The 17271-nt window shown below is 71.7% G+C and carries 15 protein-coding genes; 6 read left to right on the top strand and 9 right to left on the bottom strand.

Features of this window, described 5'->3' with window-relative positions; translation table 11 throughout:
- Window positions 1-79: 79 nt before the first annotated feature.
- Both EDF47_RS03620 and EDF47_RS03615 read left to right on the top strand, forming a co-directional pair.
- Window positions 80-994, top strand: coding sequence for a metallophosphoesterase (locus tag EDF47_RS03620; RefSeq protein WP_133937950.1), 915 nt, complete (start codon window positions 80-82; stop codon window positions 992-994).
- Between the two features lie 249 nt (window positions 995-1243).
- Entirely contained in the window at window positions 1244-2305 is a 1062-nt protein-coding gene (locus EDF47_RS03615) for an NADP-dependent oxidoreductase (protein ID WP_133937948.1), read from the top strand.
- Between the two features lie 25 nt (window positions 2306-2330).
- On the opposite strand, the gene EDF47_RS03610 is transcribed toward EDF47_RS03615, so the two are convergent.
- From EDF47_RS03610 to EDF47_RS03600, 3 genes are read right to left on the bottom strand one after another with little or no spacing between them, the layout of a single operon-like run.
- Window positions 2331-3209 (bottom strand): ABC transporter permease, encoded by an 879-nt coding sequence (locus EDF47_RS03610; protein WP_173169249.1) that lies wholly within the window; start codon window positions 3207-3209, stop codon window positions 2331-2333.
- On the bottom strand, window positions 3196-4158 hold the full coding sequence (locus tag EDF47_RS03605) for an ABC transporter ATP-binding protein (RefSeq protein WP_131879456.1): 963 nt from the start codon (window positions 4156-4158) through the stop codon (window positions 3196-3198). The genes EDF47_RS03610 and EDF47_RS03605 overlap by 14 nt, the downstream gene beginning before the upstream one ends.
- A gap of 38 nt (window positions 4159-4196) precedes the next feature.
- Window positions 4197-5273 (bottom strand): sigma-E factor regulatory protein RseB domain-containing protein, encoded by a 1077-nt coding sequence (locus EDF47_RS03600; protein ID WP_131879454.1) that lies wholly within the window; start codon window positions 5271-5273, stop codon window positions 4197-4199.
- Between the two features lie 139 nt (window positions 5274-5412).
- On the opposite strand from EDF47_RS03600, the gene EDF47_RS03595 reads away from it, so the two are divergent.
- The gene (locus EDF47_RS03595; protein WP_131879452.1) at window positions 5413-6882 is read left to right on the top strand and encodes an FGGY family carbohydrate kinase; all 1470 of its coding nucleotides are present in this window, start codon (window positions 5413-5415) and stop codon (window positions 6880-6882) included.
- Between the two features lie 86 nt (window positions 6883-6968).
- Here the strand turns inward: EDF47_RS03595 and EDF47_RS03590 are convergent, their stop codons facing one another.
- Genes EDF47_RS03590 through EDF47_RS03575 form a run of 4 tightly spaced genes read right to left on the bottom strand, consistent with a single transcriptional unit; the run spans window position 6969 to window position 11676 of the window.
- Entirely contained in the window at window positions 6969-7451 is a 483-nt protein-coding gene (locus EDF47_RS03590; protein ID WP_133937946.1) for a ribose-5-phosphate isomerase, read from the bottom strand.
- The gene (locus EDF47_RS03585; protein ID WP_133937944.1) at window positions 7448-9190 is read right to left on the bottom strand and encodes a dihydroxyacetone kinase family protein; all 1743 of its coding nucleotides are present in this window, start codon (window positions 9188-9190) and stop codon (window positions 7448-7450) included. The genes EDF47_RS03590 and EDF47_RS03585 overlap by 4 nt, the downstream gene beginning before the upstream one ends.
- A gap of 11 nt (window positions 9191-9201) precedes the next feature.
- Complete coding sequence (locus EDF47_RS03580; RefSeq protein WP_207895492.1) at window positions 9202-10518, bottom strand: MFS transporter; 1317 nt, start codon at window positions 10516-10518, stop codon at window positions 9202-9204.
- A 27-nt stretch (window positions 10519-10545) separates the two neighbouring features.
- The gene (locus EDF47_RS03575; RefSeq protein ID WP_123672438.1) at window positions 10546-11676 is read right to left on the bottom strand and encodes a zinc-binding dehydrogenase; all 1131 of its coding nucleotides are present in this window, start codon (window positions 11674-11676) and stop codon (window positions 10546-10548) included.
- Between the two features lie 105 nt (window positions 11677-11781).
- On the opposite strand from EDF47_RS03575, the gene EDF47_RS03570 reads away from it, so the two are divergent.
- Window positions 11782-12594: a GolD/DthD family dehydrogenase gene (locus tag EDF47_RS03570; protein WP_131879446.1), complete on the top strand. Its 813-nt coding sequence runs from the start codon at window positions 11782-11784 to the stop codon at window positions 12592-12594.
- A 25-nt stretch (window positions 12595-12619) separates the two neighbouring features.
- Window positions 12620-13582, top strand: a complete 963-nt coding sequence (locus tag EDF47_RS03565) for a sugar-binding domain-containing protein (protein WP_131879444.1) — start codon at window positions 12620-12622, stop codon at window positions 13580-13582.
- Window positions 13583-13727: 145 nt separating this feature from the next.
- Here EDF47_RS03565 and EDF47_RS03560 read toward each other — a convergent pair whose 3' ends face one another.
- Window positions 13728-14252: a DinB family protein gene (locus EDF47_RS03560; RefSeq protein ID WP_132100000.1), complete on the bottom strand. Its 525-nt coding sequence runs from the start codon at window positions 14250-14252 to the stop codon at window positions 13728-13730.
- Between the two features lie 210 nt (window positions 14253-14462).
- Between EDF47_RS03560 and EDF47_RS03555 the strand changes: the two genes are divergently transcribed.
- Complete coding sequence (locus tag EDF47_RS03555) at window positions 14463-15995, top strand: MFS transporter (protein ID WP_133937942.1); 1533 nt, start codon at window positions 14463-14465, stop codon at window positions 15993-15995.
- A 228-nt stretch (window positions 15996-16223) separates the two neighbouring features.
- On the opposite strand, the gene EDF47_RS03550 is transcribed toward EDF47_RS03555, so the two are convergent.
- Window positions 16224-17252, bottom strand: a complete 1029-nt coding sequence (locus EDF47_RS03550) for a GTP-binding protein (RefSeq protein WP_133937940.1) — start codon at window positions 17250-17252, stop codon at window positions 16224-16226.
- Window positions 17253-17271 lie beyond the last annotated feature (19 nt).

The raw sequence follows: 17271 nt of genomic DNA, 5'->3' as shown, positions 1-17271 counted from the left end.
GAAGCGCCCCCGCTCACGAAGCGCCCCCGACCCAACCCCGCCCAGCCCACCCATCGCCCCCGTGGCTACCGTGGACCCCATGCAGCCGCCCGCAGCAGGAACCCTCCGCGTCCTCCACCTCTCCGACACCCACCTGACCGGCGACGGCGCCCTGCACCAGGGGGCCGTCGACACCACCGCAGCGCTGGACGCCGTGCTCGCCCACGTCGACGGAGTGCCCGGCATCGGCCTCGTCGTCATCTCGGGCGACGTGTCCGAGGACGGCAGCCCCGAGTCCTACGCCGCCGTCCTCGAGCGGGTCGGCGGATGGGCCGAACGCCACGGAGCCGCCCTCGTCGCGGTCCCGGGCAACCACGACCTGCGCGAGGGCTTCCGCCAGGTGCTGTCCAACGGCCACGTCCTCGGCGAGGGCGGCCGACCCGTCATGCACACGATGGAGTACCACCCGCCGACGGTGCCGGTGTGGGGGCAGTCCCTCGTCGCCGGCCGGAGGATCGTCACGGTCGACACGAGCGTGCCGGGTGCCGGCTACGGCGAGCTGAGTGACGCCAGCCTCGAACGACTCCGCGCCGCGCTCGCCGGGGACCACGCCCCGCACGGCACGGTCGTCGTCCTGCACCACCCGCCCCTGCCGGCCCCGACCGAGCTGCACGAGGCGCTCCGGCTGCAGAACCCCGAGGCGCTCGCTGACGTGATCCGGGGTTCCGACGTGCGCGTGGTCCTGGGCGGGCACTACCACCACCACTTCGCCGGATCGCTGGCCGGGGTCCCGGTCCTCGTCGCCCCCGGGGTCGCGAACGACACGGACGTCACCGGCGCGTACGACGAGGAATCGGCCTCCGTCGACAGCGGCGCCCTCGTCGTGGACGTCGCCGAGGACGGCTCCGTCTGGTCGACGCCGCTGCGCGTCCCACGCCCCGACGCCGACCCGCTCGCGTTCCACCTCGACGCCGAGACCGTCGCGTCCGTCATCGCGGCCGCCGGCAAGCACTGAGCGGCAGCCAGCAAGCACTGAGTGGCCGCCGGAAAGCACCGAGCGGCCGGCGTGCAGTGAGCGCGCGACGCGCACCGAGCGCGCGGGGCGCCCTGGACGTGCGCGACCGACGGACGGGAGGCCCGTGGCGGCGCCGCCACGGGCCTCCCGTCCGCTCGTCGGTACCGCCCACGGCCGGTACCCCGCCTGCTCGGGCTGCACGCGGGGAAACCGAGTAGGCCGGAGGCACACGCCAGCGAAGGAGCACCCATGCGGAACGGCAAGGCAGTCCAGTACGACCGGTACGGCGACTTCAGCGTGGTCGAGCTCGTCCCGCAGGAGAAGCCGACGGCCGGCCCCGGCGAGATCGTCGTCGAGATCGTCGCCGCCGGGTTGAACCACATCGAGCGCTTCCTGCGCGAGGGGAAGCTCCGGGACCACATCGAGCTCGAGTTCCCGGCACGGCAGGGCGTCGACTTCGCCGGCATCGTCCGGGCGCGGGGCGACGGCGTGAAGGACCTTCGGGTGGGTGACGAGGTCATGGGGCACGCGCCCCAGGGCGGATCGCACGCGAACTGGATCGCGGTTCCGCGTGGTGCCGTCATCAAGAAGCCCGAGTACGTCGGGTGGGAGGTCGCCGGTGGCCTGTACCTGGCCGGGTGCACGGCGGTGTCGGTGGTGCGATCGCTCCGCCTCGGACCGGACGACACCGTCGTCATCACCGCTGCAGCGGGCGGTGTCGGCCACATCGAGAGCCAGCTGGCGCACGACGCCGGTGCGACCGTGATCACCCTCGGCAGTGCGCGCAACCACGACTACCTGCGGCAGATCGGCACGCTGCCGGTCGTGTACGGCGAGGGCGAGGAAGACCGCATCCGAGCGATCGCGGACGGCCGGCCGATCACCGCCTTCATCGACAACCACGGGGAGAGCAATGCCGAACTCCTGGCGGAACGCCTCGGGGTCGGGTCCGAGCGCTTCGTGTCGTCGGACGAGCGCCGCGACATCGAGCTGCGGTTCCTGCGCGCCCCGGCAGAGGACGAGGAGACCCGGGAACTCCTGACCCTGCTGGCGAAGGCCCTGCAGGAACGTCGCTTCCAGGTGCTCATCTCGGGCTTCTACCCGTTCGAGTACATCGTCGAGGCGTACGAGGACCTCGCCGAGATGAAGTCACGCGGCAAGGTCGTCATCGGGATGCAGACGGTCGAGACCGGAGCACGGCTCGACTGGTACCGCTCCGAGAAGGCCCGCGACCTGCGGGACCGCTACGCGGATGCGCGCGGCTCGGAGGCGGAGACGATGGCGGGCGGCTCAGCGAGCCCGGCGAGCTGACGGCGGTCGGGCTCGGCGGTCGGGCTCAGCTCAGGATGTCCTTCGAGGCGAACCGGCTGTACGCCAGCGCCCCGAACACGACGACGTAGCCGAGCTGCAGCAGTGCGTTCGAACCGAACGAGTCGAACGAGATCGGGTCGCGGAGCAGGTCGCCGAACCCCAGCCACTGGTGCGAGAACAGGTACGGGTGCAGCCAGTCGAGCTGGGGCAGCTGGTCGAGGACCTGGGAGGCCCCGGCCAACACCACCGTCGCGGCCATCGCCCCGACCGGCACGTTCGTCAGTGTCGAGGCGAACATGCCGATCGCCACGAGTCCGAGCATCGACATCGCCACGTAGAGGGCGAGGAGCAGTGCCCGACCGGCGTACGACGCTCCGCCGACCTGGGTGCCGGACAGCAGGGTGACCGGACCGATCGGGAACAGCACGGCACCGATCGCCGCACCGACGAGCACCACGAGCAGCGTCGCTGCCAGGCAGAACGCGACCGCGCCGGCGAACTTGACCAGGATGAACCGCACCCGGCCGGTCGGTGCGACGAGCAGGTAGCGGATGGTGCCGTGGCTGGCCTCGCCCGCGACGGTGTCGCCCGCGACCACGCCGACAGTGAGCGGCAGGAACAGCGGGATCGACACCGTCAACGCAGTGAACGCCACGAACAGGCCGTTGTTGGTGATGTCGCCGAGGAACGCCGGACCGCCGTCGTCGCCGTCGGTCGTCAGCTTCACGGCGACCGCGATCAGGACGGGGACGAGCGCGAGGGCCCCGAGCATCGCCCACGTGCGGCGGCGGCGGAACACCAGCGCGAGTTCGGAGCCGAGCAGGGCGAAGGGACGCTGGCGGCGCGGGGCCTCGGCATCGGCCTCGGCGTCGGGCAGTGCACGGGCAGTGTCAGGCAGCGACATCGAAGCCCTCTCCGGTGAGCGCGACGAACAGGTCCTCGAGCGTGCCGCCGCCGACCGTCAGCCCACGGACGCGGACGTCGGCGCGGACGAGTTCGGCGGTGATGGTCTCGGGCAGCAGCTCGTGCGGCAGGTCGGCGACCAGGACGTCCGCGCCGCCGTCGTGCCGGGGGACGAGTCCGAGCCGGCTCAGCACGCTGCCGGCCTGCCCGACGTCGGGCGTGCGGACGGTCACGGTGCGTGCACCGGCGGACCGCAGCTCGTCGAGTTCGCCCTGTGCCACGAGCTTGCCGGTGCGCATCACCGCGGCGTGGGTGCAGACCTGCTCGATCTCGGCGAGCAGGTGGCTCGACACGAACACCGTCGTGCCGTCGTCCGCCAGGGACCGGATGAGGTTGCGGACCTCGCGCGTGCCCTGCGGGTCGAGGCCGTTCGTCGGTTCGTCGAGCACCAGCAGGTCGCGCGGGGAGAGCAGTGCGTTCGCCAGGCCCAATCGCTGCTTCATGCCGAGCGAGTACGCGTGCGCCTTCTTGTCCGCCGCGTGCGTCAGGCCGACACGGTCGAGGGCGCTGGCCACGCGGGCCTTGCGGGTGCGCGGGTCCGACGTGGGGTCGGCCGCGTCGAAGCGCTGCAGGTTCGCGCGCCCGGACAGGTACGGGTAGAAGGCCGGACCCTCGACCAGGGCACCGACGTGCGGCAGCACCTGGTGGAGCGCCTTCGGCATCGACTGGCCGAGCACCTCGATCGTGCCGCCGGTCGCGCTCGACAGCCCGAGCAGCATCCGGATCGTCGTCGTCTTGCCGGAGCCGTTCGGCCCGAGGAACCCGAACACCGCGCCGCGCGGCACCGACAGGTCGATGCCGTCGACGGCGCGCTGCTTGCGGAAGACCTTCTGGAGGCCCGTGGTGCGGATCGCGAGGTCGGTGCCCGTGGTCGGACGGGTCGCGTCCACGGCGGCCGGTTCCGTCGTGTGCGCGGGTTCCGGTGTGCTCACTTCGCGGCGGCGACCAGCGACGACACCGGCACGGCGCCGGCGAGGACCCGGCCGTCGTCGGTCAGGTAGACCGACACGAGCGAGGTCTGGACGGCACGGCCGCCGTCGACGGCCTTCGTGAGCTGGCCGAGCAGGCCCGACGCCTCGTCACCGAGGGACGACTGGTCCACCGTGCCGGCGGGGAGCTCGGCGATCGTGCCCCAGCCTTCGCCCGTCAAGGTCGGCTCGTCACCGTCGTGCGCGGTGCGGGCGTGGTCACCCTTCGCGTGCGCACCGTGCTCGGCGTCGGACAGGTCCTTCTCGGTGACCTTCGCGTTCGACGGGGGAGTGAAGTCGAAGAGCCGTGCGGCCGGGGCGCCGTAGTCGAGGCTCGTGAACCCGACCTGCACCGCGGGGTCGTCCTGCCCGGCGGCCTGGATCGTCGCGCGCAGCGGGAGCCCGGTCTGCTGGTCGACCGCCAGTCGGACGGTGCCGACCAGGGTGTCGGAGGACTTCGGCGTCAGCGTGATCTGCCAGGCGTCGTGACCCGCGACGCTGACCTCGGTCGGCTTCGAGACCGTGGTGCTGGGGGTGATGGCGTCGATGGCTTGCTCGGCGATGTCGGTCGGCGTGGTGGTGCCGTCCTGCAGGTCCTTCGCGGTGTCGGAGGGCAGGGTCACGTGCGTGGCCGTGCGCTCCTTCGAGTCCCAGGTCCAGACCTCGGACCCGTTGCGGACCACGTCCTGCTCGGCGAGCTGCTCCGTCAACTGCACGCGCTGCTTGTCGGCGCCGTCGACGTACACGCGGGCAGTGTGCGACGAGGTGAGCAGCCCGAGCACGTCCGAGGCGTCGCCCTCGAGCGAGGAGCCGCCGGAACCGGTCGGCAGTTCGGGGAGTCCGAGGTCGCTCGACTGCGAGAGCTTGCCGGAGTACTGCGCGTCCGAGGACTTCGCGATGCTGGCGATGACGTCGGCCGCGGTCGGGTTCGTCCCCGCGATCGGGTCGTTCGCCGCGTTCGCGATCATCGGGGCGGCGACGGCGCCGGCGACGACCACCGGCGCGATGACTGCTGGCAGCCAGGCTGACTTCTTCATCGGGTTCCCCTCGTGGAGCATCGGAGTCGTGAGTACGGTACGTCCGGCCCCCGACAGGACGCTGGGCGTCGACGGATCGCGATCGTTCGTAGACTCGGGGCGCGACCGACGGCGGTCGTGTGGCGGCGAAGGAGGCGGCATGCGGGCGGTGCTCGGTCTGGACATCGGGACGTCGAGCACGAAGGCGCTGCTGGCCCGGTTCGACGGCACCGTGATCGCCGAGGTGAGCCGTCGGCACGACGTCGACCGTCCTGCCCAGGGCCTGGTCGAGATGGACGCGGCCGTGTGGTGGGACGAATTCACGACGTTGACGCACGAGCTCCTCGCGCTCGTCCCCGATGCCGACGTGCAAGCCGTGGGCGTGAGCGGCATCGGCCCCTGCGTCCTGCTGACCGACGATGCAGGGGATCCGCTGCGCCCGGCGGTCCTGTACGGCATCGACACCCGGACGGCCGACCTGCTCGACGAGGTCACGGCCGAGCTCGGGGGCGAGGACACGATCCGCGCCCGGTGCGGCTCTGCGCTGAGCACCCAGGCCGCCGGGGCGAAGCTCGCGTGGGTCGCCCGGCACGAGCCCGACGTCTGGGAGCGGGCGGTCCGGTTCACGATGCCGGCGTCACGCGTGGTGGAGCTGCTGACGGGGGAGTACGTCCTCGACCACCACTCGGCCAGCCAGACCACCCCGTTCTACGACGTCCACGAGAACACCTGGATCACCGAGTGGTGCGACCGGCTTGCGCCCGGCCTGCCCCTGCCGCGGCTGCTGTGGTCCGGCGACCAGGCGGGCGTGGTGACGCGCGAGGCGGCCGCGGCCACGGGCCTCCCGGTCGGTATCCCCGTGACGGCCGGCACCATCGACGCCTGGGCGGAGGGCGTGAGCGTCGGCGAGTCGGTGCCGGGCCGGATGTTCCTGCAGTACGGCACCACGATGTTCATGATCGCGCCGACCGCCGAGCCGACGCCGGTGCCGGGCATGTGGACGACGGTCGGGACGCACCCGGGGCAGCCGAGCGTGTCGGGTGGGATGGCGACCTCCGGGGCGATCACCGACTGGCTGCGTCGGCTGGTCGACGGCGAGTGGCCGACGATGCTCGAAGAGGCACGGTGCGCCGGGATCGGCGCGAACGGGCTGCTGATGCTGCCGTACTTCGCGGGTGAGCGGACGCCCATCGCCGATCCGGACGCGCGCGGGGTGATCGCTGGGCTGACGGTGCGGCACACGCGTGGGGACATCTACCGGGCGACGCTCGAGGCGACGGCCTACGCGGTCCGGCACAACATCGAGGTGCTGCGTGCGGCCGGGGTCGAGGTCCGCGAGCTCGTCGGGGCCGGCGGCGGGTTGCTCGGACGGCTCTGGCCGACGATCGTGAGCGACGTGACCGGGCTGCGGCAGACGGTGCCGTCGGTGACCGTGGGGGCGTCGTACGGGTCGGCGTTCTTGGCGGCAGCGCTCGTGGCCGACGTCGACATCCGGCAGTGGAACCCGCCGGCCACCGTCATCGAGCCCGACCCCGTTGCGACGGCCGCCTACGAGCCCGGGTACCGCGACTACCGCGAGCTCTACGAGGCGACGAAGGCCGTCGTGCACCGCTTGGCCGCGCGCAGCTGACCGTTCGACACCGCGCAACGGACACAGCACCGCGCAGATGCACGGTGCTGTGTCCGGAACCTGGTTCCGCGGGAGTGCCGCCGCGCCTACGCCTGGGCGTCGACGCCGGCCGGCGCGCTGCCGTCGTAATCGCAGATGGCCTGGACCTTCGAGGCGCTCGCGCTCGTTCGGTCGAACTCGTAGCCCAACCACTCCTTCGCCATCCGGCGGGCGACCTCGACGCCGACGACCCGCTGGCCCATGCAGAGGACCTGGGCGTCGTTCGACAGGACCGAACGCTCGACGCTGAACGAGTCGTGCGCCGTGACGGCCCGGATGCCCGGGACCTTGTTCGCCGCGATCGCGACGCCGAGTCCGGTGCCGCAGATCAGGATCGCGCGGTCGGCCTCACCGTTCGCCACGAGTCGTGCCGCGTCGACGGCCACGTGTGGGTAGGCGGTGTGCCCGTCCGCGTCCACGCCGACGTCGACGACCGACACCACCCGCGAGTCGGCCTGCAGGTCCTGCTTGATGATCTCCTTGTAGTCGAACCCGGCATCGTCCGAGCCGATCACGAGACGGTACGTCATGCGTGTGTTCCTTCCAGTTCGTTCGCACGGGCAGCGAGGACCTCGCCGACCCGCGTGAGGATCATCCCCATCGAGGTGGCACCCGCGTCGGGTGTCCCCAGGCTCTTCTCCGCCAGCGGCCGGGCACGCCCGACCTTCGGCGTGAGGTCGGCTGTCTTGTCGGCCTCGTCACGAGCGACTTCCGCTGCAGCCTGCCACGCGTCGGTGAGCGAGGAGCCAGCCGACACCGAGGTCCGCAGTGCATCCACGAACGGCAGCAGTGCGTCGAGCAGCGTCTTGTCTCCACGGGACGCCCCGCCCAGGTGGACGATCGAGTCGGCGAAGGCCTGCGCGGCCTCGACGACGTCGGACGCCTCGTACGCGGAGCGGTCGTCGCGCAGCGACCGTCCGAAGGCCTCGAGTGCCGCACCCCACAGGACTCCCGAGGTGCCGCCCGCGAACTCGGCCCACGCGTCACCGGCGCGTCCGAGGACGAAGGCGACCCCTGCCTCCTGGCCGACCCGGTCGACCGCCTTCCGAGCCGCGCCGATCCCCTTGACCATGCCGCGTCCGTGGTCGCCGTCGCCGGCGACCGCGTCGATGCGGCCGAGCTCCTGCTCGTGCTCCCGCAGGAGCGCGTCGATCGCCTCGATCGCGTCGCGTGCCGTGTGCGCGGCCTGCCGGGAGGCATCACTCGCGTCCGGCACGGCCGTCGCCTCGTCCTCGGCGTCGTCCACGGCGTCGGCCGGCAGCAACGCTGCGATCGGCGCGGCCGCCTTGCGGTACGCGGGCGTGTAGGTGTCGGCGCGCCACAGGGGATCGAGCTCGTCGTCGAGCCACTGCAGGGTCAGCGAGCAGCCGCTCATGTCGAGGCTCGTGACGAGTTCACCGACCTCGGGTTCGACGATCTCGAGGCCGGCGTCCTGCAGCAGCGGGAGGACGCGTCCCCAGAGCAGGAACAGTTCCTCGTACTTCGTGTCGCCGAGGCCGTTCAGGATCGGGGCGACCCGGGTACCCGCGTTCGCCGGTCGGTCGGCGAGCAGCCGTTCGACGAGCAGCCCCGCGAGGTCGGTGGCGCGGAGCAGTGGGACGTCCTCGATGCCGGGCTCGCCGTGGATGCCGAGCCCGAGTCCGAGGTGGCCGTCGGGCACGGTGAAGAGCGGCTCGGTGGCGCCGGGCATGGTGCACCCGGAGAACGCGACACCGATCGTGCGGGTGGCGGCGTTCGATGCGTTGCCGAGGCGCTCGACCTCGTCGAGGTCCGCGCCCGCGGCAGCCGCGGCACCCATCGCCTTGAAGACCGAGAAGTCCCCGGCGATGCCACGGCGCTTCGACTCCTCGTCGGCGCTCGCGATGTCGTCCGTGACCACGACGATCCGGGTGTCGATGCCCTCGGCGCGCAGCCGCTCGGCGGCGAGCCCGAAGTTCATCGTGTCACCGGCGTAGTTGCCGAACGACAGCACGACGCCCTTCCCCTGGTCGGCCGCCTTGGCGACCGAGTACACCTGCGCGGTGGACGGCGAGGTGAAGACGTTGCCGACGACGGCGCCGGTGGCGAACCCCGGGCCGACGATCCCGCAGAACGCGGGGTAATGGCCGGAACCGCCGCCGACGACCACCGCGACCTGGGGGTCCGCGCCCTCGGTGGGCAGGGTGACGACGCCGCCGTGGACGCCGCGGACGCGGTCGGCGTAGAGCGCGAGCCAGCCGGCGAGCTGGTCCTCGGCGAACTCGTCGGGGGCGTCGTGGATCGTGGTCATGCTGGAGTCCTTCAGTGGGAGGTGCGGGTGCCCTGCGGCACCTTGAGGAAGTGGATCATCACGAACGCGCAGGCGTACAGACCGACGAACGTCCAGGTCGCGGCCTGACCGCCACCGCCGAGCGCGAAGACCGCGGCGACCACACCGGTGCCGAGGAACGCCGCGCCACCGGCCGCCGTCGTGTACATCGCCATCGCGGCGCCCTTGTGCTCAGGGGCGAGCGCCGGCATGATCGCGCCCATCGGCACGAAGCCGGCGAGCAGGCAACCGAACACGCAACCGGCGACGACGGAGAGCACGTAGCCCCAGTCCGAGCCAGCGGGGACGAGCTGCGGGACGTACCACCAGGCGATGAGGCCGAGGGCGGACCCGACGATGCCGAACCACTTGACGGTGCGCTGCCAGCCGATCTTGTCGCCGACCCAGCCGAACAGCGCGTTCACCAGGATGTTCGTCGCGTAGACGCACACGGTCATGAGCAGCCAGCGGCTCTGGCCCCACCCGCGCTCGTTCGCGATCACGGCGGGCAGGACGACGAACATGCCGAACTCGGGCGCGGTGTTGATCAGGCGGACCAGGAAGCCCATCAGGATCTTCGGCCGGGTGACGGTCAGACGGATGCCGCTCGTCAGCACCTGCCAGGCGCTCTCTCCGGCCGGGGCGATGCGGGAGAACCCGTTCGGCAGCCGCACGCCGAACAGCATGATGAGGAAGCCGATCACGACGAGGCCGATCGAGGCGACCATCGCGCCGGTCTCACCGATCGTGCCGCCGCCGAACACCGGGATGGCGCCGATCGCGAAGAGGGAACCGAGCGTCGGCAGGCCACCCGTGAAGGCGACGTAGAACCAGCCGACCGCCGAACCGTTCCGCTCGACCGGGGTGGTGATGTTCACCCAGACCAGGAACGCGAAGGCGAAGAGCGGGTAGCCGAAGCCCCGGACGGCGTAGGCGACGGCCGCGAACGGCACGCTGCCGATGTTCAGCGCGAGCAGGAAGAGCACCTCGAAGACGACCCAGACGGCGAACCCGAGGATCATCACCCGGCGCGGCCCGATCAGGTCGGAGAGGGCGCCGGAGACGTAGCTGCCGATCAGGGCGGCGAGGCTGTAGAAGGTCACGATCGTCGCGACGGTGGCCTCGGGACTGCCGAGGACCGCGACCATGTGCGGGGTGATGAAGTTCGACTCGACGCCGTTCCCGGTCATGAAGACCAGGACGGCGACGAACCCGAGGGCGAGCGGGCGGGGGATCCCCATCCGGTCGAGGCGGCCCTCGGCGCGAGGGGTCGTGGGCGCACCGGTGGCGCGCTGTGTCGTCGTTGACATGCTTGCTGACTCCAGGGGTCGGCGGGCTCAGGCCTGCAGGGACGGGAGGATCGAGACCTTGACGCTCGCGCCGGCGGAGTCGCCGACCAGGTCGAGGGCCTCTTGGAACCGCTCGAGCGGGAACTGGTGCGTGCAGATCTCCGACATCGGCAGGGTCTCGGCCTCGAGCAGCTTGATCGCCGCCGGCCAGGTGTGCGGGCCGAGGTGGGCGCCCCGGACGTCGAGCTCCTTGTCGTCCGAGATGATCGACCAGTCGACGGAGACGGCGTCCTTGAACACCGAGTACTCGACGAAGGTGCCGAGTTTGCGCAGCAGGTTGAGGCCCTGCGGGACCGCGGACGGGTGGCCGGTCGCCTCGATGTAGACGTCGGCGCCGTAGCCGTCGGTCAGTTCCTTGACCCGGGCGACGGCGTCGTCCTCGGCGATGTTGATCGTCAGGTCCGCGCCGACCTTGCGGGCCAGCTCGAGCTTCGCCTCGACCACGTCGAGGGCGATGATCCGGAGCGGGTTCTTCTGTCGAGCACCAGCGATCGCGGAGAGGCCGATCGGTCCGGCGCCGGCGATCACGACCGTGTCGCCGAACTTGATGTCGCCCCGCTCGACGGCGTGGAACGCGCAGGACAGCGGCTCGGCGAACGCGGCGACCTGACCGGGCAGGGCGCTCGACACCGGGTGGGTCAGGGCCTTGGCGGGGACGAGCACGTACTCGGCCATCGCGCCGTCGTAGCCCTTGAAGCCGAACATGTCGTGGACGTTGCACATCCAGTACGCGCCTTCGAGGCAGTACCGGCACTCCCAGCACGGCACGATCTGCTCGCACGCGATGCGGTCGCCGAGTGAGACCTTCCGCTTCGCCAGGGTGTCGTCGTCGCCGGAGACGATCGTGCCGACGAACTCGTGCCCGGGGATGCGGTCCGTCTCGGCCCAGGCGGCGCGGTTCTCGTCACCCCAGAACTTCGCGGCGCCGTGGTAGCACTTCAGGTCGCTCGCGCAGATGCCGACGGCGTCGGTCCGGAGCAGGAGTTCGCCGGGGCCGGGCGTCGGCACGGGGCGTTCCTCGAGCCGGTAGTCGCCCGGGCCGTGGACGACGACGGCTCGCATCGTCGTGGGGATGGTCGTGGTGGCGGTCGTGGCCGCGTTCTCGGTCGTCGTCGACATGCGCTGCTCCTTCGTTGGATGGCTTCGGCGACGACTGTACACCTCGCAGAACGTTTGTCCAGAACACAATTTCTGCTAGGTTCGACCCGACGCAAAGGAGCGAACATGACGACCAGCACCACCCCCGACTTCGCCGCAGCCCTGCGCCCGGGCCCGGACACCGTCGACCTGACGAACGACTTCACCGGCCGCACCGCAGTGGTGACCGGCGGCGCCTCCGGCATCGGGAACGCCATCGCCCGGGCACTCGCCGCACGGGGTGCGCGGGTCGCGATCGTCGACGTCCGTGCCGACGGCGCCACGACGGCGGCGGCCGACCTGCCGGCCGCGGGCCTCCATGCCGGGTTCGGCTGCGACGTGACGGACGAGACATCCGTGGCGCGCACCGTCGCCGACGTCGTCGCGCACTTCGGTCGCGTCGACGTGCTCGTCAACTGCGCCGGGATCGCCGCACTCGCTCCGGCGGACGAACTGTCCGCCGAGACCTGGTCGAGGACGATCGACGTCAACCTGACCGGCACCTTCCGCGTCGCCCAGGCCGTCGGCCGGCACATGCTCGCCGCCGGGTACGGGCGCGTGGTGAACATCGCTTCGCAGGCCGCGCACGTCGGCATCGACGGGCACGCCGCCTACTGCGCCTCGAAGGCGGGCGTCATCGGACTCACCCGTGTGCTCGCGCTCGAGTGGGGCGGTCGCGGCGTCACCGTCAACACCGTGTCGCCGACCGTCGTGCTCACCGACCTCGGCCGTGCCGCGTGGGCGAACGAGAACGGCATCCGGCACCAGGACGAGATCCCCACCGGCCGCTTCGCCACCCCCGACGAGATCGCCGCCGCGGTGCTGTTCCTGGCGGGGGAGTCGAGCGCGATGGTGAACGGCGCCGACCTCCGGGTGGACGGCGGGTTCACGATCCGCTGAGGTGTGCCGGGGATACGATCGGCGCATGTCCGCCGAGAACCCTGCCGCCGAGGGTGCCCGGACCCGGTTCCCGCTTGACACCGTGTACCAGGCGGCGCGGATGTACTACCTCGAGGACGCCACCCAGGTCGAGATCGCCTCGCGCCTCGGTGTCTCGCGTCCGACGGTGTCGCGGCTCGTGGCCGAGGCGCGCAAGGCCGGACTCGTCCGCATCGAGGTCGTCGACCCGTTCCAGGACGAGACCGTCGCGCTCGCCGAACGGCTGCAGGTCGTGCTCGGCATCCGAGCGGTGCACCTGGCCGCCGTCACGCACACCGCCACGCTCGGCGCCGACCTCGCCGCGCCCCTGGCCGCAGCGGTCGAGGGCATGGGACTCGTCCCCGGCGACGCCGTCCTGATGTCGTCGGGCCGCACGGTGTACGACGTCGCACACGCCGGCATGCCGAGCCTGCCCGGCGTGCAGCTCGTCCCGACGGTGGGCGGGCAAGCCGACCCGATGCCGTGGTTCCAGACGAACGAGATCACCCGGACCGCCGCGGAGCACTCCGGAGCGATCCCCGCCTTCCTGTTCGCGCAGGCGCTTCCGTCGCCCGCGATGCGCTCCTCGCTCGACGAGGACCCGGCCTTCCAGCACGTCGTCGGGCTCTGGGGCCGGGCGAAGGGCGCGATCCTCGGCATCGGGGCGCCGACCCCGACGCGCGACGCCCTGGCGCGGGGCGTCCCCGTCGAGGACGCCGCGTTCGACCAGGCCGCCGGTGACGTCTGCCTCAACTTCTACGCCGCGGACGGTTCGCCCATCGAGTTCCCCGGCAGCGACCGGATGGTCCGGACCTCACGCGAGGTCCTGTCCGGTGTGCCGCACGCCGTCGGCGTCGCCGTCGGCAGCGCCAAGGTCGGCAGCATCGTCGGCGCCGTGCGCGGAGGGCTCGTCAACGAGCTGGTGTCGGACGCCGCGACGGCCCGCGCCCTGCTCGACGCGCTCGCCTGAGCGGTCTGCTCGACGCCTGGCAGGTGCGCGCTCCTTCCCAGAACGGGCGCGATGGAAGGCGCTTTCGGGCATACCTGGTCGTTTCTTCGTGGCAGGTACGCCCGATTCCGGCAGGTACGCCCGATTCGGGCAGGTACGCCCGAACCTAGTGCGTGCGCCGCACGTCCCACAGGTGGTGGACGGGGTCGTGCGCGTAGTACGTCGCGAGGCTCGCGACGGTGAAGGCGCTGCCGTCCGACCGCAGTCCGGTGCGCTCGAGCTGGTCGTCACGGACCTCGTCGAACGCCCGCGCTGCCCGGTGTGCGGCCTCGCCGAGCTCCCGGACGACGACGGCCGGGTCCTGCTCGCCGTACCGGTCCTGGACCGCGGTGGCGTCCTGGTCCCAGTTCGGGAACGTCGGGGCGTCCTCTGTGAGCATCAGGGCGAGCCGCTCGGTCATCTTCCGGTGCACGTCGCGCACGTGGGCGCCGTACTCGAGTGCCGACCAGGTGTGGTCGTCGGGACGCTCGCGCACGTCATCCCGGCCGAGTTCGGTCGGCCACGCGGTCGTGTTCGCGTCGATGATCCCCGGCACGTCGCGGATCGACACCGTGGTGCCGTCGTAGCCGCACTCGGGGCAGGTGCCCTCGATGACCCAGGTCCAGCTCTTCGTCTCGGGTTCGATCGCCATGCGCCGATGTTATGTCCTCGTTACTCAGCCTGGCGGATCCGCCGACGCATGCGGATCGAGCGCTCCCCCCGTTCGGGTGACACGCCGCTGCCTGGGAATCACCGGCCAATGACATTTCGGTCGCTCGGTAACGTCGCTCGCTGTTCCTGAGCCGGTCTCCACCGGCCCGAGCCGGTCCCTGCCGGCTCGTCACGATCCTCGAGGAGAGACATGGGCTCCGATCCCAGCCATACCCCGACCCGGCCGCACCGACGTCTGCGCGAGAGCGACGTCACCGTGGTCGACAAGAGCATGATGCGCCGCGCGGTGAGCGGCATGGTCGTCGGCAACACGATGGAGTGGTACGACGTCGGCGTCTACGGCTACCTGGCGGTCACGATGGGGAAGGTCTTCCTGCCGACCGCCGAGCCCGCCGTGCAGATCCTGTTCAGCCTCGGTGTCTTCGCTGCGACGTACATCGCCCGTCCGCTCGGCGGCATCGTCTTCGGCCGTCTCGGCGACCGCATCGGGCGCCAGAAGGTGCTCGCGACGACGCTCATCATGATGGCGGCGTCGACGTTCCTCATCGGAGCGCTGCCCGCCTACGCGACGATCGGGGTGTTCGCACCGATCGTGCTGGTCGTGCTGAAGCTGGCGCAGGGGTTCTCCACCGGCGGTGAGTACGCCGGTGCGACGACCTTCGTGACCGAGTACGCCCCGGACCGTCGCCGCGGGTTCTTCGCGAGCATCCTGGACTTCGGCAGCTACCTGGGCTTCGCGCTCGGCGCGACCGTGGTCTCGGTGCTGCAGATCACCCTCGGCGAGGACGCGATGGTCGCCTACGGCTGGCGCTTCCCGTTCCTGGCGGCCGGTGTGATCGGCGTCGTCGCGATCTGGTTCCGTCTGCGCATCGAGGAGTCGCCGGTGTTCCAGGCGACCCAGGCCGCGCAGGAGGCCGCGTCCGAGACCCGCGCGTCCTTCGACGGAGAGCGTCCCGCGAACGTGCTCGTGATGATCCGGGACCACTGGCGGCCGATCGTCATCGCGATCATGCTCGTCGCGGCGTCGAACACCGTCGGGTACGCCCTGACCTCGTACATGCCGACCTACCTGACCGACTCGCTCGGGTACTCGCCGCTCGACGGCACACTGCTGACGATCCCGGTGCTCCTGCTGCTGGCGGTCATGCTCCCGCTCACCGGCAAGCTGTCCGACAAGCTCGGTCGACGCGTCGTGATGTGGATCGGTGCCGCGACGACCGTGGTGCTCGTCCTGCCGGCGTTCATGCTGATCGGGCACGGTGCGCAGTGGTCCACGCTGGCCGGACTCGGGCTGCTCGCACTGATGACCGCGCTGTGGGTGTCGAACCAGGCGGCGTCGCTGCCGGCGCTGTTCCCGACCTCGACGCGGTACGGCGGCATGGGCTTCGCCTACAACATCGCCATCGCGGTCTTCGGTGGGACCACGCCTCTGATCGTGCAGGCGCTGCTGACCGTGACCGGGGACGAGCTCGCCCCGGCGTACTTCTTGATGGCGATGAGCGTGGTCGGTGCGATCGGCGTCTTCTGCATGAAGGAGTCCTCGCGCCGTCCGCTGCCGGGTTCGATGCCGGCGGTGGAGACCGAGGCCGAGGCGAAGGAGCTCGTGCTCACGCAGGACACGAACCCGAACCTGGACCTGGGGGACCTGCCGTTCGCCGCGCAGGACGCTGCCGCCCGGGCCGCGGGCGACGCCGCCGAGGCCGAGGCCGTGCCGGCGCGCTGACGCCGGGGGCGCTCGCGACGCGACCACGGGCGGGAGGCGCGGTGCAGGTCCGACCTGCACCGCGCCTCCCGTCTGTGCGTGCGCATGGTGCGACGATCCACGCGTCGATCGACTCGTGTTCTGTCGGAAGATGCGCACGCACGGGATGCGTGTGCATGCTGCGACGATCCACGCGTCGATCGACTCGTGTTCTGTCGGAAGATGCGCACGCACCCGCACGCACCCGCCTCACTCGTGCCGGTGCTCCGACGCCGGGTCCACCGCCGGCCACACGGGGAACGGGTCCGCCCACCCGCGCCACAGGTCCGGCCCGGCCAGCAGCTCCGGCGGCGTGAGCAGCGCCCCGTCGAGGGCACGTTCGATCGCCCGCACGTCGAGCCGCTCGCCGACGAGCCACAGCGCCTGCCCGATCGGGGCGTCGGCGTCCCACGACGGGTTCGCGGTGGGGTCGAGCGCGAGCATCGCCCCGAAGCTCGACCACGAGCCGACGTGGTCCGGGCGTGACGCCAGCCGGAAGAACCCCTTCGAGCGGAGCACCCGGCCCGAGGCCCCGGCGGCCAGGTCTCGCTCGATCACGGTGGCCAGTCGCCCGGGGTGGAACGGCAGCGGCTCCCGGTAGCGCATCGCGACCAAGTCGTCGCGGGCGTCCCGGCCGGTGTCGGCTCCGCTCGACAGGGCGCGCATCCACCCGGCACCCGAGGCCAGGACCCGAGCGGCCCCGCCGTTCGACGCGGGCAGGTCGCGCGCGGTCCGGAGTGCGGGCAGCGCCACGATCACGGCCTGTGGTGCGAGCCGGTGCAGCAGTGCGACCAGTGCGCGACGGCGGCGCAGGGACAGTGGCGCGAGACGGTCGAGCGCGATGACGGTCGCGTACTCGACGAGGGACGCCACCCGGTCGGCGGCCACGAACGCGTCGTCGACGTCCGACCACAGCAGGTGGGCGACGTCGTCGGCGCGCAGCACCCCGACCACGTGTCGGAGCACCCGGTCGTCGCCGGTCTCGCTCCGGGCGGCGTTCGCGAGCATCATGCCCACGGCGCGGGCGTCGGAGCCGGGCTGCAGCGTGACGACGAGGCCGTGGTCGGCGTCGGGGCCGCAGGCGCGGTCGAGGTGGTCAGCCCGCTCGGCGACCGCGCGGGCCGCTGCGAACGCGCTCCCGTCCACGTGCATCCGGTGCCCGGTGGTGATCCGGGCGGCGACGCGGTCGGCGTCGGCCTCGTGGAGGGCGGTGACGAGGGTGATGGCAGCAGCACGCATGTCGGGTACCCTACCTGAA

This window comes from Curtobacterium sp. PhB190 (genome assembly GCF_004365385.1).
Taxonomy (GTDB): Bacteria; Actinomycetota; Actinomycetes; order Actinomycetales; family Microbacteriaceae; genus Curtobacterium.
The sequence above is the reverse complement of the archived record's forward strand: the minus strand, read 5'-3'. Positions and strand labels throughout refer to the sequence as shown.